Source organism: Flavobacterium antarcticum DSM 19726 (genome assembly GCF_000419685.1).
Classification (GTDB): Bacteria; Bacteroidota; Bacteroidia; order Flavobacteriales; family Flavobacteriaceae; genus Flavobacterium; species Flavobacterium antarcticum.
In genome coordinates, this window is record NZ_ATTM01000008.1 from 1 (window position 1) to 15,098 (window position 15,098).

12 protein-coding genes and 1 pseudogene are annotated in these 15,098 nt (G+C 32.3%); 4 read left to right on the plus strand and 9 right to left on the minus strand.

The window, feature by feature from the left end; genetic code table 11:
• Positions 1–1,048, minus strand: a pseudogene (locus YWA_RS15475) (collagen-like protein); the annotation flags it as partial.
• 1,073 nt (positions 1,049–2,121) lie between these two features.
• On the minus strand, positions 2,122–3,753 hold the full coding sequence (locus tag YWA_RS0113245) for a helix-turn-helix domain-containing protein (RefSeq protein ID WP_022828998.1): 1,632 nt from the start codon (positions 3,751–3,753) through the stop codon (positions 2,122–2,124).
• A 464-nt stretch (positions 3,754–4,217) separates the two neighbouring features.
• Between YWA_RS0113245 and YWA_RS0113250 the strand changes: the two genes are divergently transcribed.
• Together YWA_RS0113250 and YWA_RS0113255 are read left to right on the plus strand one after the other, a co-directional pair.
• On the plus strand, positions 4,218–4,958 hold the full coding sequence (locus YWA_RS0113250; RefSeq protein ID WP_022828999.1) for a DUF3891 family protein: 741 nt from the start codon (positions 4,218–4,220) through the stop codon (positions 4,956–4,958).
• Positions 4,959–5,069: 111 nt separating this feature from the next.
• Positions 5,070–5,327, plus strand: coding sequence for a hypothetical protein (locus tag YWA_RS0113255; protein WP_022829000.1), 258 nt, complete (start codon positions 5,070–5,072; stop codon positions 5,325–5,327).
• Positions 5,328–5,556: 229 nt separating this feature from the next.
• Here the strand turns inward: YWA_RS0113255 and YWA_RS0113260 are convergent, their stop codons facing one another.
• Entirely contained in the window at positions 5,557–5,940 is a 384-nt protein-coding gene (locus YWA_RS0113260; RefSeq protein ID WP_022829001.1) for a response regulator, read from the minus strand.
• A 322-nt stretch (positions 5,941–6,262) separates the two neighbouring features.
• Here YWA_RS0113260 and YWA_RS0113265 point away from each other — a divergent pair, with 322 nt between their 5' ends.
• Positions 6,263–6,760 carry a CinA family protein gene (locus YWA_RS0113265; protein ID WP_022829002.1) on the plus strand — a complete coding sequence of 166 codons (498 nt, stop codon included), beginning with the start codon at positions 6,263–6,265 and terminating at the stop codon, positions 6,758–6,760.
• A gap of 77 nt (positions 6,761–6,837) precedes the next feature.
• Positions 6,838–7,614: a non-homologous end joining protein Ku gene (ku, locus tag YWA_RS0113270; RefSeq protein ID WP_022829003.1), complete on the plus strand. Its 777-nt coding sequence runs from the start codon at positions 6,838–6,840 to the stop codon at positions 7,612–7,614.
• On the opposite strand, the gene ligD is transcribed toward ku, so the two are convergent.
• The 6 genes from ligD to YWA_RS0113310 all read right to left on the minus strand — a co-directional run bounded on the left by ligD (position 7,611) and on the right by YWA_RS0113310 (position 14,925).
• Positions 7,611–10,094: a DNA ligase D gene (ligD, locus tag YWA_RS0113275; RefSeq protein ID WP_026718804.1), complete on the minus strand. Its 2,484-nt coding sequence runs from the start codon at positions 10,092–10,094 to the stop codon at positions 7,611–7,613. The genes ku and ligD overlap by 4 nt on opposite strands.
• Before the next feature lie 230 nt (positions 10,095–10,324).
• Complete coding sequence (locus YWA_RS0113280; RefSeq protein WP_022829005.1) at positions 10,325–10,549, minus strand: hypothetical protein; 225 nt, start codon at positions 10,547–10,549, stop codon at positions 10,325–10,327.
• 196 nt (positions 10,550–10,745) lie between these two features.
• A complete protein-coding gene (locus tag YWA_RS15705; RefSeq protein ID WP_157505361.1) occupies positions 10,746–10,895 on the minus strand; it encodes a hypothetical protein in 150 nt (49 codons plus the stop codon).
• 290 nt (positions 10,896–11,185) lie between these two features.
• Positions 11,186–11,716 carry a hypothetical protein gene (locus YWA_RS0113300; RefSeq protein WP_022829009.1) on the minus strand — a complete coding sequence of 177 codons (531 nt, stop codon included), beginning with the start codon at positions 11,714–11,716 and terminating at the stop codon, positions 11,186–11,188.
• Between the two features lie 88 nt (positions 11,717–11,804).
• Positions 11,805–13,493, minus strand: a complete 1,689-nt coding sequence (locus YWA_RS0113305; protein ID WP_022829010.1) for a PDZ domain-containing protein — start codon at positions 13,491–13,493, stop codon at positions 11,805–11,807.
• 271 nt (positions 13,494–13,764) lie between these two features.
• Positions 13,765–14,925 carry a fibronectin type III domain-containing protein gene (locus YWA_RS0113310; RefSeq protein WP_022829011.1) on the minus strand — a complete coding sequence of 387 codons (1,161 nt, stop codon included), beginning with the start codon at positions 14,923–14,925 and terminating at the stop codon, positions 13,765–13,767.
• Positions 14,926–15,098: the final 173 nt, after the last annotated feature.

Here is a 15,098-nt window from a genome sequence, read left to right on the forward strand (position 1 = left end):
CACCATTACCGGCTGCTCCTCTAATGTCTGAAGTGGTAGAAGTTGTTCCATTTGAATAAGTGAAAGTAACAATACCTGTTGCAGCGTCGTATGTAGAACTTGTTACACTAACTCCGTCAGCTCCGTCAACACCTGGAGCACCTGATGCACCACGTAAATCTGAAGTAACTGTAGTGGATCCGTCTGTATAAGTAATAGTAACAATACCCGTTGCAGCATCGTAAGTAGAACTTGCAACACCAACTCCTGCAATACCGTTGGGGCCTTGTGGTCCTGTAGAAGAGATAGTAGTATCGATTCCGTTAATAACCCAATTTCCATTCGCTCCAATTGTTGGCGTCGTTCCATTAATTCCAGCGGGTCCTTGAGCAAAGATGCCTGTATCTGTACTGCCAAAAAACCAATTGCCATTAGATCCTATTACTGGAGTTAGTCCGTCTTGACCGTTATTACCATCAGCCCCAGGAAGACCGGGAATACCTTGAGGTCCTGTTGGACCTGCCAATGAAGCTAACCAATCAATCTCATTACCTAGAAATCCATCGTTTACTGCTATTTCATAAGCAGATAATCCATTTGAACCGCTAGGAACATTAATAGTTACTGAAATACCTGCTTCATTAATATAAGTAAAAGTTCCATTCGGATTAACAACTATATTGGTAACTGTTTCGTGAGTTTGAACAATTTGTGCCATATTGATTGTAGTCGAGTTACCATTCTCATCTTTATAAACAAGATCACCAGTAATTGGATCGATCCCCAATATTGTAAGGGATTCATTATTACTGACTAATTGAGCTAAATCTATAACGTGAACTATTCCATTTTCATCAGTGTAATCTAAGGTTTGATTAATTTGATTATATAAAAGAGTTGTCAAAGTCTGAGCAAAACCATTATCATTAGAGTCTGCGATTCTTTTCCATTTTCCTTGATACCAAAAATAGTAGCCGGGTGTAATATCGGAAATTGTATTTGTATTGTAAACTAACAAACTCTCTACATTACCATTCGCTATTGTTACAGTATCTGTAGTGCTAATCAAAGGTACTTGCGGTAATAATACTCCTCTGTCATTAGATACTATATGAAGTTGAGTGGAAGTATTTGGCAAATCAGTTCCAATACCCACCTGAGCGGTTGCCGATATTCCAAAAAGCAACATTCCTGATATTAATAGTAATTTTTGATACATATTTTTTTTTTCTAAAATTTTAAACTGTGTTTAAGTTGGATTATTTATTTTCCTGATAAAAAATCAGAACAGTGTTAAGTGAAATTTTATTAATTCATAAATACTGTTTAGAACATTTTGATTTCATTACATATTATTATTATTAAGTTATTGTAAATGCTTATTGATAAATACCTCCTAAATTGATTACATCAAATTGCAATTTGATAAAGTCAAATTTTCATTTGGTTATAACATTTTATTACAAGAAAGATTTGTAGCACAACGGGATTATAAACTAGCGGCAAAAATATTTAGTTTTTTTCTTAGAATAGATACCTAGTATATCCATATTCGGCATTTTAATAGTTAACATATACGGTGAAGCGAAGTTTTCTTCCGAAAACTTACTTTTGTAAAGTATTGAAGTACAGTTATTATTAACAATAATTATTGCATTCAAGAATAAAATTCTTAAATGTGACATAATATTATTTTAAACGTGATTTAATTAATGAACTAATTACGCGACCAGTATTAAAAAGTGTATTTATCAAAAGTCAAGATGAGAAGACAAGATTTTTTTTGAGAATAATAAGTTTATGAGAGAAAGTATCAATTTGAATTCAAATGAAAAGTATAGAATATAAAGACTCAATACCTTCAAATTGAAACACGAAAAAATTCAAAAAATAAAAACACCAATACTAATGAAGCGCAATTTCTTGATTAATTATAAAAATATTTTATTTTGTAATGAAGCAAAAAAAAAAAATATGTAATCAAGAATAGTAAATAGAAATAAAATAGCACGGAAAATATTGTGGTATTACTCTACTAAAAAATTGAAGATTAGAATGAAGATAGATTTAAAAAAAAAATGATCTTAAAAAATTTAACTAGAAAAAAGTTTTAAGTTTTTAAAAAAATCTTAGAAAATAGAATTAAGTAATTTTGGCTTTCTTGTTTGCAATATTTACTTGTTCTAAAAATGCTGAAGGCGAAAGCTGCGTGACCTGCTTAAAAATCGAAGAAAATTTACTGTGAGATGAAAATCCGGCCTCTTCAGCTAAGTAACTAATTTTGTATTGTCCATAAAGCGGATCATTTTCTATTCTATTGATAATGTAGAAAACTCTAAGTTCATTTATGTAACTGCTGAAATCCTTACCCTTATGATGATTAATAATGTAAGAAATATACTTCGAATTAGTACCGAGGATAGTTGCAAGCGAAGAAATGGATATATTATTTGCAGTAAAGTTATTTTCCAATTCAAAGGCATCTAATTTTTTCAAAAGGATTTGCTCCATTTCTACTGACATAATGGAGGAGTTTTCCTTCTCTACATTCTCAGACTTCTTGATTTTCACAACCGACTTCAATTCTAAGTCTAGATTTTTCTCTACTGATTTTTCTTTAAGTATTTTTACAAGACGCTCAAATTTTTTCTTCTCAATATTCTTTTTTCTTCTATATATCATAAAAAGAAATATCAAACAAATTGTTATAAATGCAAAACTATAAAAATAATTTTTTTGATTTGATGAACTTTTAACCGCTTGCGTATTGAGGGTAGATATAATTTCATCCGCGCTCTTTTTATTTTCGTTCATTTGCTCTTCAATAGCTTTCTTGTAAAGCGCATTGAATCGTTTGTAGTTCGTATTATCTTCAAAAAATTCATAATAATCAAGTAAATCTTTATAGACTTCAACTTTTAATGCAACAAAATCTGCTCTATCAGCAATTTCTACTGCCTTTAAAAGATAGAGGTGAGCTTGCTCATATTCTTTTTCTTGAAAATATACTTTACCTAACCCGTCGTATATAAAACCGATTAACGCTGATTCGCCACCTGAAGCTTTATCTATATAAATTAATCCTTGTTTATAGTGTTTTTTAGCTAATTGTAATTCTGATAAAAGAAAATTATTTTTACCTAGCATCTCTTCGTTGGTAGCTAATAGAAAAAATTTGGTTTTGTCATTTATTAATTTCTTGAATAAACGGTCTCCCTGTGTAAGACTTTTTATAGCTTTTCTATAATCCTCATCACCCATGTGGTAATAAGCCTCTTCCTGGTAGGACAGTCCCTGAAATTGGATGTTTTGATTACCATCTGGTATTTTTCGCGACGCTTCTCTTCCTTTTGCAAGAAAGTTTAGTCCAGAATTTTTAAGACCGCTAGTTCGATACTGTGTTGATAGAAAACCTGCAATACGTGCGACCCACTCATGATTATTTGATTCTTCAGCTATGGAATCAGCTTTTAAAGCAAAATTAATAGAGTTAAATATTTCACCTCTTTTAGAGTAAATATTTGCAGTTAACATCAATGCTCTGATACTATTAATTTTATCGGGAGTATTAATATACAGCGAGTCAGCAATTTGAAGAGCTCTATTTGTATCCGTACCACTAATATTAACCGCAGTGTGATAGAAAATACTGTCAAATTTTGTTCTTTGCGAATAAGCTTTTTTAGATTGAAGAAAAGTAAACAATGTGGCTAGTACTATAATAAAGTAGTAGGTGACATTATAAAATTTTCGAGATATTTCTTTAAAACGCATAAATACTAAATTCTGAAATTCTGATGATTCAAAAGGCACTTTCTAAATGAAATTGTTTGTGCTAAAAACAAAAATTTTATCCTTGTAAAGTTAAAAAAGCAAAAATAACAAATCTTTATTCCATTAGTAGTATTTACATTACAAATTTAGCAAGCTTTTCAAATATTAACTGTTGTTAAAGAAAGTTTTAATTAATAAGTCCTAAGTAATAGCAAGATAACCTTATAGCATTGTTTAAATGCTTTTTATGGTTTGCTTGCTTGGCTAGACAAAGTCAAAAAAGTATGAACTGCTCTTAGGCCGGCATATTTATTAATAAATTTTACTACTTTTAATTAATATTTGCAGTTGTTAAAACAAGTATTGAAACCTAATTGGCTGAGGTGTACTTTAAATAATGATAATCCGACTAGCAAATTAATTAACCTTATGCTTCAATATTATACACCTTTAAATAATACACTATGATTGTTCTGTCACATACAAAAGGTTGGAAAGTAATCACTCAACGTTCCCACGGACTTCTTGCCGCAATGATTGCTTATCAGTATGCCATTGATTTGCCGAATGATATAATTGTTCCAACCTTGATTGCTATTGCTGAACACGATGATGGTGTGGCAGAAACCAAACAAAATAAAAATCTTACCGAAGCGGGAGCACCGCGTCATTTTCTTGTTCCCGATGGTTCTGAAAAAACAGATTTGAAGCAGTATATAAATGTTATGGAACTTTCCACTTCTAAAAGCCAGCTGAATGCTTTGCTTACTTCTATGCATTTAGCTTTTATTTTTAGTGGTAAAAAACAGGGAGTAGATAAAGAACTAACAGCCTTTTTAAAATACCAAACAAGAAATAGAGCTGCTATTTTAAAGCATTTAGATATTGATAAAAAATATGCAGATCGACTTTATCGACTTGTAGAATGGTGTGACGCTTTTTCTTTGCTTATTTGCATGGATAAAATCCAACCCGAAGGACGGAAAATGGATGTGTCCGAAAGTCCGGACGGTGACGTAAATCAGACCTTTTATAAATCAGAAGATGTAATTGGCGTAGAACCATGGGTTTTCAAAATTGACACGTTTGAGATATTTTATGAGTATAGAATTGTTGAGCAATTGGCGTTTAAATCCCTAGAAGAGTTTGATGCCGTATTCAGATCTACTCCTGTTAGAACACAGAAATTTACTTTTTCGAAATAATTTCTATCCCACTTCTTAATTTTATAAGACCGCGTTTAAATCCTGTAATGATATGACTTTAAATATTTTATAATTTTACAGAATCACATTATTAATTAAAAAATTGACGCTATGAGTTTTATTAAAGATGATCATTCAGAAGGACCGGTTGCTAAAAAAATTGAGCAGCAAACGGCAAAATTACCGTCCGATTTATTTCTATGGGCTGCTTTAGGATCAATGGCAGCATCTGCCACGTTGAAACTGACAGGTCGGGGGAAAACTTCTTTATTCGTAGGACAGTGGGCTACTTCGTTTTTACTTTTAGGAATCTACAATAAAATTGTAAAAGTGGAAGGTAGTGATGCTAAAGATCCTGCTGGAAAATAAATTCAAACTATTATCGAAAAACCTGCTTAAGCAGGTTTTTCTATACACATCGCATTAAAGCACTAATATTGCAGGAATTTAATTGCATCCGTAAAATGATAAAATTCAATCTGATATGATTATTTATTGCTCAATATTTGTAATATGGTTCTCTGTGATTATAATTAGTTAATAACCTTCTGGTATATGTTTCTTTACGTTTAAAAACATTATGTCGAAATAAATTGTACTAATCTATTCCAAAAATTATCTGATTCATAATTGCTTTTAATTCATCATAGTCTGATGGCTTAGTGAACTGCATTAAGATATTGGAGCTATTTGACTCCGCAGTGCATCCAGCGAGCGATGTTGAAAATATGATTACTGGAATTACACTAATATTATTGTGCTTGCTGATTTCTGAAAGTAATTCGTAACCGTTTAAACTGGGCATATTTAAGTCAAGAAATATAAGCTGTGGAGCAACTTCACCCGAAATTAATTTCTCTAAAGCTTTTAGAGGATTATTTTCCCAAATATAAGTGGTGTCTGAAATTTCACTGATAGCATCTCTAAAAATTAGACAGTCGTCTAAATCGTCGTCGATATGGAAGATAGTGTTGTAAACCATATATAAAAAATTTCATTCTTAAATTAATTACCAAGTTGTAGTATGACTAATATATTGATTTTTTTTTATTTTTCAGTTAAGTGGTAAATAAATTTAGAATTCCTGTTTTTAGTTATCGCGTCCTTACTTTGAATACTATAAAATGCGATCACAATGTTGTAATACGCATTTTATGTAATCTCTTTAATTTTATAGCTCTTTGAAAGGGTTCTTTCACGAAGTGAGACTGTCTTGTAAAACCGAGCGAAATTTTGATTACAATCAATGTTCCTCTGAATAACTATTTAAAAGTCTAACTATTAATCCTTTAAAATATACTACTATGTTTTTAGACAAAATATTTAATTGCATCGCTTTTTTAAAGTTGAATAAGATTACAGTTGCTTTTGCGGAAGGCGCTACAAATGGTCTTTTATCTGAAGCCTTTTCCTCATTCGCTTGTGCAGATTCTGTCTTTATTGGAAGTGTAGTGGCTGCAAAAAATCATATGAAGGAGTATTTTTTTAATATTGACAGCAACATAATAGAGCGCTGTGGCAGTGAATCCTCAGAAATAGCCTCCCTAATGGCACAGAATTTACGTAGTTATTTAGATGCCAAAATTTGCGTTTCAGTTACGGGAATTATATCTGATTCAATAGTGCAAGAACCCACAAGCCCCATTTTTATCCATATTCTCTTTCCAGACTCGCAATTTTCTGAACAAGTCAATTTAACCTGTAATGGCACTCCAATTGTTGATCAAATTCTTTCTCGAATCTGTGAACTTATTATAACTAAATTCGGTGGTGGATGTGATTGGCCACTTGAAGTTGCTTAACCTTATATTCGTTCCTATTTAGCATTTAATATATTTAAAATAGTTTTAAAACTAAAACAACCTAAATAAACATCATTATGAGAGCAATATGGACAGGTGCAATCAGCTTCGGACTTATTAATATTCCAGTAAAATTATTATCAGCTATTGAAACAACCAATTTAGATTTGGACATGTTAGATAAAGCCGATTTTGCTAATATAAAATTTAAACGCGTAAATGAAAATACAGGTAAGGAAGTAGCTTACTCAAATATTGTAAAAGGATACAAGATCGACGAGAAATATGTGGTCCTAGAAGATGAGGATTTTGAAGCTGCGGATGCTGAAAAGACCAAAACGATTGATATTTTAAGTTTCACTGATGAAACAGAAATTGATAGTTTATATTACGAACAGCCTTATTACTTAGAGCCTGCCAAAGGAGCTGCAAAAGCGTATTCACTCTTACGAGATGCTATGGTTGAATCAGGGAAAGTGGGTGTGACCAATTTTGTACTTCGAAACAAACAAGCGCTTGCCATTTTAAAACCTTATAAAGAAGTAATTGTTTTAAATCGAATTCGGTTTGAACAGGAGATCCGTTCTACTGCGGAATTGAAATTACCCAAGGTCAGTGCTACAAAAACAAAAGAAGTTGAAATGGCTCATAAACTTATTGAGCAATTGACGGAGAAATTTGATATCTCTGCGTATAAGGATGAATACAGTGAAAAACTAATGAAAATCATAAAAGCAAAAGCAAAAGGCAAAAAAACTAAAGCTTCTCCTATGAAGGTTGTACATTCTCAAAAAGACGACTTAATGACTATGTTGAAAGCAAGCTTAGAATCGAAGAAGAAAAAATCTTCTTAAGTCATCAGACTTATTATAGATTCGATGTTTGCACTTTCAGTTAATACTCCTTTCCATAAATCCCCCTTTTTTTCAAAACGGTCGATTGCGTTTTTTATGGTAAACATTTTTGGAGATAAGTCCGCATTTACCTCATCCCACTCTAGTGGAGTAGAAACGGTTGCCTCTGGTTGAGGTCTTACACAATATGGTGCTGCAATGGTCTGTCCCTTCCGGTTTTGTAGATAGTCAATGTATATTTTATGATTTCTTTTTTTAATACTTCGCTCTAATGTTGTCGTATTTGGAAGACGTGATTGCACTTCAATTGCAATTAGATTCGCAAATATTTTGACGGTCTCGTAGTCGTATTGTGCTTTAAGTGGGATATATACATGCAGTCCTGAAGCCCCTGAAGTTTTGCAAAAACAGGGTGTATTCACTTCGTCCATGACATCTTTTACAACTAATGCGGTTTCGACTACCTTGTTAAAATCATCTAGTTCAGGATCAATATCAATTATTACCCAATCTGGATTATTAAGTTTATTTATGGTTGAATTCCAAGGGTTTATTTCGATGCATCCTAGGTTTGCCATATAAAGCAGCGTTTCTTTATTATTGCACAGAAGGTAATTTACAGCATGTTCGTTTTCTTCGGAATTAATTTCAACTGTTTTAAGCCACGACGGCACTTTGTCCACCTCTATATTTTTTTGATAGAAAGGTTGATGGTCGATGCCATTTGGAAAGCGATATAAAGACTGTGGACGGTCTTTTAAGTACGGAAGAATTAAGCGGGAAACCTGGTTGTAGTACTCTATTACTTCGCCTTTTGTTATCTTGCTTTCTGGAAAGTAAATTTTGTTTTGATTGGTTAGGTGCACTATTGTTTTGCCCACTTTAAAACTGTGATCATTTTCAACTTCTACTTTTTCATTTTGTGCCAAAGAACGTATAACTAATAGTTTAGCTTTATGAATCTCGGTTTCAAACATGACCTGTTCCGCAGATTTATCTACTCGTAATCCTAAAAAAACTGGATGGCGCAAATGTTTGTTTTTGGTCCATTCCGTAAATTTAACTTGACAAACTAATTCAGGCTTAACCCAAGTTATTTTTTCCTTAATTTTTGGAGCAGATTGTAAAGGGCTTTCACAAATGATTAGTGGTTTCATTTTCTCGTGGATGTCTTTTAAGAGCTGGTCTGTGAATCCACTTCCGCATTTTCCAATATATCTAATTTCTTCTCCATTGTACTGTCCTAACAATAGCGCTCCAAAGTTTCGTCTTGATCCAGCAGGTTCAGTGAATCCTACAATGATAACCTCCTCTTGTTGGACTAATTTAATTTTTAGCCAATCTTTACTTCTTTTCCCACTTTGATAGCTGCTTTCAGCGTGCTTTGCAATAATACCTTCGCTTTTATCTATGGCGGCTTTTTCGAGTTGTAAAATTCCCTTCTTCTTAACAAAGGGAGATAGTATAATATTCTTAAACGAATGTTTATTAAAAAGCATTTCTAGAAGTTCCTTTCTATTTGATAGCGGAACCTCTTTCAAGTCGCTGCCGTCTAGATTTATCATATCGAATACGTAATATTTTAAAGTGCCTACTTTATCTTTTAAATAATTTTGTAGCATTTGGAATGAATCTTTGCCGTGCTCGTCTTCAATCACTACCTCGCCATCCAATGAAACTTCATGCGTTAATGTCATTAATTCTTCATGCAAAGCTTTAAAATCTTCATTAAATGAATTCTCATTACGACTGAAGAGGTTTACAGATTTATTTTTTACTACCGCAATAGTTCGGTATCCGTCGTATTTTTTCTCATAGATCCAATCCGGATGGTCAAATGCTGTATCTGTAGCAGTGGCGAACATGGGCGTCTGAAAAGCAACTTCTGTTTTATGAATCACTTTCTTTTCTGTTTCTAATTGATCCAGTATTCTATCTGTGAGTACAGATTTATCATTTTTCAGAATATCGAATTCCGACGCATACTCATCCTCCTTTTTAATGAGTAACCAACTTTTATCCCCCTTTTCTTTTAATTGCACTAACGAAAAGGCACCTTTCAACTTATGACCGTTGAGCTCGAAGCTCATATGCCCTTTTTTAAATTGTTTCTCAAGAAGTAATTGCGGATCTTCTCCCTCTTGTACTTTTGTAGGTTGATAGGTGCCATTATCCCAAACGATTACGGCTCCAGCACCATAATTACCTTTGGGTATAGTGCCTTCAAAATCTTTATAATCGTAAGGGTGCTCTTCTACCAAAACTGCAAGACGTTTGTCGTCGGGATTTAGCGATGGGCCTTTTGGGATTGCCCAACTTAAAAGTACGCCATTTATTTCTAGACGAAAGTCATAATGAAGATGAGATGCATTGTGTTTTTGAACAACGAAAATAAGTTTACCAGAGGAACTTTTTTTTTCTCCAACTGGTTCAGTCGTTTGTTTAAAATCACGTTTTTCGTTGTATTTTTTAAGAGACATAACATTAATGCTTATCCACATTTAAATCTTTAAAAAGAGGTACTTTAAAAAAAGTTTTAATCAAAATTATTTTCAATAACTCTAAAATTTAAATGTAAGAATTACTTTTGAAAAAACTAAATTAAGAATTATATTTGTCTCTAACAATGTCTAAATTCAGTATACGGTTTAGTATACGGTTTTGAGTCAATAAGTACAAAATCAAGCAAGTTATTAGAATTTTACGCAATTCATAACCCTGAGGTCACGGGTTCAACTCCCGTCTTCGCTACTAAATTAAACCCTAAATCATTTAAGTAAAATGATTTAGGGTTTTTTACTTCCGAATAACTCCCGTAAATTCCTGTCAAAGAAAATCTAACGGAAGAAATTGAATAGGTATTTATTGCGATGTCTATTTTGTAAAAGTCTTTTTCTGGAACTTTAAACGGTTCACAACTGAAAAATTCGTACATTAAAAATCAAGTATTCTTTAATAAAATGTGTGCCTGATGAAGAAATCCTCAACTTACATATTTTAAGACTTTCAATTCCACCCAACTTCACGAAAAACGCTCTTATTTTTTTTAAAAAAATCGGTTTATTTTCGACTCCTAAAACTTCAGTAGTTTCCGAACAATTTAAATAAATAGTACTATTAGGCATTTTTCATCATAAGGCAGAACCTTTTTCTTCAATATTAATTTCATCTTCGTCAGAATCTACGAATACTTCGTTAAGGTTTTGAATGTCTAAATGTTCACATAAATCCGATAATGTAATTTTTGTTCCGGTACTATTCAAACGCTCCAAACGCTTCAACTCATCGATGTAGGGAATGGAGTTTTTAGTTGTATTTTTTTTCTTCTCAAATAGAAATTTTGAACTTTTTAAACTTAAACATGTGCTTTATAGCGTCGTCACTAATTAAAGATTCTTTTAAATGAATATTTGTAACGCTTGTAACTCTCAAAGTAAAATAACTAAAGAATTCATCATTTTCGCTTCCATAACGGGCCAAATTTGTTGCCGCTTTTCAGGAAGTTGCGAAAGTTTTTCAAAATGATAATACGTTTGCTAGATTTGTTTTTCTTCTTGGGAAGATTTCAGTTTTATTTTAAAGTAATTGCTTCAGATTCAATAAAATTTTTGAAATTGAGTCGTGAACCTTCTAAGATTAAGTCGGCAGATTTTATAAAAAAATACTGTAAATATTGTGGCTCAGCAGTATCATTTTTTTGATAGTAAAATCCATCTGATTTTAAAAATCTTTTAGAACCATCTGAAAATGAAAGCTTTATTGGAATTAAATCTGGTATGGTATAGTTCTCCTTGTACGAGAAAAATATTTTATAATGATAAAATTTCTCCCCATTATCATCTACAGAAGGTATTCCAAAAGACAATGCATATCCCTGACATCGTTGGTCTTTACAGATTGTAGGCTCATCAAAGTTGATCCTAATTTGGGCTTTGTAATAACCTACATCTCCGTCTTTCTTTTCCAACTTATACCTTATTTGTAAAGCTTCATATGGATTTTTAAAGGTGTTCCAATCACTATACTCTGCAACCTTTTGTGTCCTATTTTGAGCAAAAAGACCTGTAGTACATAAAATTAAAATTATTAAAATATTTTTCATAATATGAATTTTAAATTATTTTTTGTTTTAATGAATTTAAGTTTCAATCGCAGCATAATTCTTAAATGAATTAACGAAAACTGTCTGGTTAATTGTTTTTACTAATTTGTTCTAAATATGCTGTTTTTTGTTTTAAGAGTTCTTCTGCCATCAGTAAATCCTTCTTACAGCCAATCCCTTTTTTAGACATCGTAATTAATTCATCAAATGATTTTATCTCGAAGTCTGTACCTATGTTGTACAATCTTTTAATTTGTGAGTTTGTATAATACAAATCTTCTAAACTTTTCAGATACCATTCATGAGCAAATGCAACATTGTTTTTAAATTTAAATTTTACATTTACTTTTTTATGTCCAAACAGATTGTACTGATATATTTGAGCTAAAGCATACATAGCATTAGGACTTTTATTTTCTGCAGCTTTAGTAAAGTAATAAAGGGTCTTTTCGGGATTATTGCCCAACGCTTTTACATTGTAATAGTTTGCAAGAACCAACATAGCATCAACATTATATAGGTTTTTAATCGTGCTTCCTAAAGCAACATCTTTTACAAATTCTTTACTATCTCGCGAATAGGTGATTTTGATCTTTTCTCCAGGTTTGAATTTTTGAATTTTTTGATGCATTAAGTGATCAACTTGCTCATTATTAATCATTAGTATTTCATCTCCGATATTCAAACCCATATTTGCAGCTGCGGAACCTTCTGCTACAAAAGTCACTTTGTTTACTAAAACATCTTTTGAAATTAATTTCTTTTTTTTGTTTTTGACCTTTATTTTTTTCTGTACCGATTCCCACGAAATACCTAAATAGCTGGTCGTTTCCGCCCCACTATTAGCCACTTTTTCAAGTAATTCAATCGCCTCTGGAACGGTCAGACCTAAATTATAATCGAATTTATTAAGACAGAAACCAAGTGTTTTTGCTGAAAAAACAACACTTACAAATTTATTATCGTTACGTATAGCTTCAATCATCCAAGGTTTCCAATTAGGTAATAATTCGCTAACATCGTACGTGTATTTTTTCGTAATATAATTATCCATTCCATTTATAACAGCAGCAACCCTATTATTTTCATCGGAATCATCTACACCAATTAAAAAATTTGTTTTAAAATCTTCTTTTGCATTATTTTCATTTTGAATTTTTAGTTGAAGTTGGCGCTGTCGAAGCTCTTCTGCTCTTTTTTCGCTTTCTAACCTAGCCTGCTCTTTCCTGGCTTGTTCCTCCGGAGACGGTGTAAATAAATCTACTATTCCGGCTACCGCAGTTGCTATTTGTTCTCCTTGTTGATAATTTGCGGCATACGTACTTAATTCTTTTGAATTAGGATTCAATTGACTCAGTGTATTCAAAACTTGAGATGTTCCCGATGGACTACTCATGTTATTTATCATCGGATTAGAAACGGAATTCAAGTTACTTCCTGAATTACTTGCGTTATCTCCCATAATTCCCCATTCTGGAACTTTATTTAAATAATCCGGACAGCAATAGGGTTGTCCCATATTTCGTATATTTTCTTTACATGCGTTAATCATTTGCCCAACTTTGTTCACATCTTCACTTTTAACACAATATTTTGCACTACAAAAATAAAGTGCAAGCATTGCACATTGAGAACATCCTTGTGCATCTTGTGTTTTTGTCAGCAGCATGTACTTTGCCATTTCAGAATCTTTAGCCTCGGTACATTGTGCTTTACTAAAATCACAGATAATCATACTAAAAATCAACAGTGCTACTAATATAAATTGCTTTTTCATAATAATGTGGTTTTAAATTGCTGTTTTAAATTGCTCAAAAAATGACTTCTATCAAAAATGTTACCTGCGTTAGTAGCTGTCCGTTTTTATTTTATATAATTATTTATTGCAATGATCAATGATCAATTTAATGTTCAATGATTCCAACTTTAGCTTATAGGAATCTATAAATGAGTCACTTATAAAAAATAAAAACCGCTCAATAAAACACTTTCAAAATTTATACTTATTTCATTTGCTTTTTTATCAGGATAAATTTTCTTCATTATTCCTATTCCCTTGTACTGAAAGCAACTTCATTCGTATAGTCTGAATAAAGTGTACTTCCATAGTGAAATCGGGCTCTTACAATATATGTTGTTGCAGGTGTCAATCCATACAAGTTACAGGTTTCACCCCTATTACAAATTACAGTCTGCCAGTTGGAGGTACTCGTTCTATATTCAACAATTTTTATTTGGCTCTTCGCTGCACTATTACAAGGATACGTTACGGCCGCGGAAAGCCTTTTATTACTTACCGATGCAGAGGAGTTTGTTATATTACCAACACTTAAAAGCCCTGGCTTCGTGCACGATGTCGTAAACCGTAGTATGTTTGAAGGATTTGAATGCCCATTATTGGCACAAATTGTAGTAAGTCGAATTTCATATCGTGTACATGGCTCAAGACCGGTCAATGTATGCAAATTTCTGCCGTTATTTCCATATTTTTCTGTAGTCCAAACTGTATTTCCCTCCTTACGAGACTCGACAGTGAATGCTACAATTTCTGAATCACTTGATTGTTTGAAATTTCCAGCCTCATCAACAACGTTCGTTTTAGTAGATAATGACCACCATTCTAATGCTACACAGTTATAACTTGGGGTATTACTGATTTTAAAATCAAAGGTCGGGCAAGAAACAGCTTCGCTTCCATTTAAGTTCTTTTTTTCGTCATTTAATCTTGAAGATTCTTCTTCAGTTTTCTTTACCGATGGATTATTTGTTGAACGTGCCATCGCCTTCCCCGTCCATCTAAAAACAATTTGAGGTGGAGTGATAAACTCGTTTGGAATTTTATTTATTTTTAGTTTCAATTGATCCTCACAAAATTGTAACGAAGGACCTTTAATAATAGCATGAACTGTAGGTTGACAATTAAAACCAGATCGCTTCACTTTGAACTCGTAAACGATTACAGATTCCGTTTCTTTGACATAGACACCGCCAGGAGATGCATAAGAATTAGGTTTATTTTCTTCCCTAAATTCTTTTCTTTTTTGTTCGTATTCCTGAAGATCATTTACTTCATGTTGGACCCATTTCGTATCACTACAGATGTTCTTTTTTATACTTGTAGTACCTATAAATAACTTTGGAGAAACGGATTGCGCATAAAAATTGACTAAAAACAGTAGTCCAACGATGGTAAGAATTATTTTTTTCATTTGTCTTTAATTTTTATTGTTTTTTCTTACCACTCGTTTTTAGAAAATAATAATTCAGACTTGCTTGTTCAAACCGATTTATGAGAACTTTATTAAGAGTGAACACCTAGTTGTATGTTGTTTTAAAAACAAACCAAAGAATATACTGTTTCATTCAAAAGATTTTAAATTTT

What these genes read in the sequence shown, in the direction of transcription:
- YWA_RS0113245 (WP_022828998.1), bottom strand. Translation starts at nt 3,753, where the DNA reads ATGCGTTTTAAAGAAATATCTCGAAAATTTTATAATGTCACCTACTAC.
- YWA_RS0113250 (WP_022828999.1), top strand. Translation starts at nt 4,218, where the DNA reads ATGATTGTTCTGTCACATACAAAAGGTTGGAAAGTAATCACTCAACGT.
- YWA_RS0113255 (WP_022829000.1), top strand. Translation starts at nt 5,070, where the DNA reads ATGAGTTTTATTAAAGATGATCATTCAGAAGGACCGGTTGCTAAAAAA.
- YWA_RS0113260 (WP_022829001.1), bottom strand. Translation starts at nt 5,940, where the DNA reads ATGGTTTACAACACTATCTTCCATATCGACGACGATTTAGACGACTGT.
- YWA_RS0113265 (WP_022829002.1), top strand. Translation starts at nt 6,263, where the DNA reads ATGTTTTTAGACAAAATATTTAATTGCATCGCTTTTTTAAAGTTGAAT.
- ku (WP_022829003.1), top strand. Translation starts at nt 6,838, where the DNA reads ATGAGAGCAATATGGACAGGTGCAATCAGCTTCGGACTTATTAATATT.
- ligD (WP_026718804.1), bottom strand. Translation starts at nt 10,094, where the DNA reads ATGTCTCTTAAAAAATACAACGAAAAACGTGATTTTAAACAAACGACT.
- YWA_RS0113280 (WP_022829005.1), bottom strand. Translation starts at nt 10,549, where the DNA reads ATGTACGAATTTTTCAGTTGTGAACCGTTTAAAGTTCCAGAAAAAGAC.
- YWA_RS0113300 (WP_022829009.1), bottom strand. Translation starts at nt 11,716, where the DNA reads ATGAAAAATATTTTAATAATTTTAATTTTATGTACTACAGGTCTTTTT.
- YWA_RS0113305 (WP_022829010.1), bottom strand. Translation starts at nt 13,493, where the DNA reads ATGAAAAAGCAATTTATATTAGTAGCACTGTTGATTTTTAGTATGATT.
- YWA_RS0113310 (WP_022829011.1), bottom strand. Translation starts at nt 14,925, where the DNA reads ATGAAAAAAATAATTCTTACCATCGTTGGACTACTGTTTTTAGTCAAT.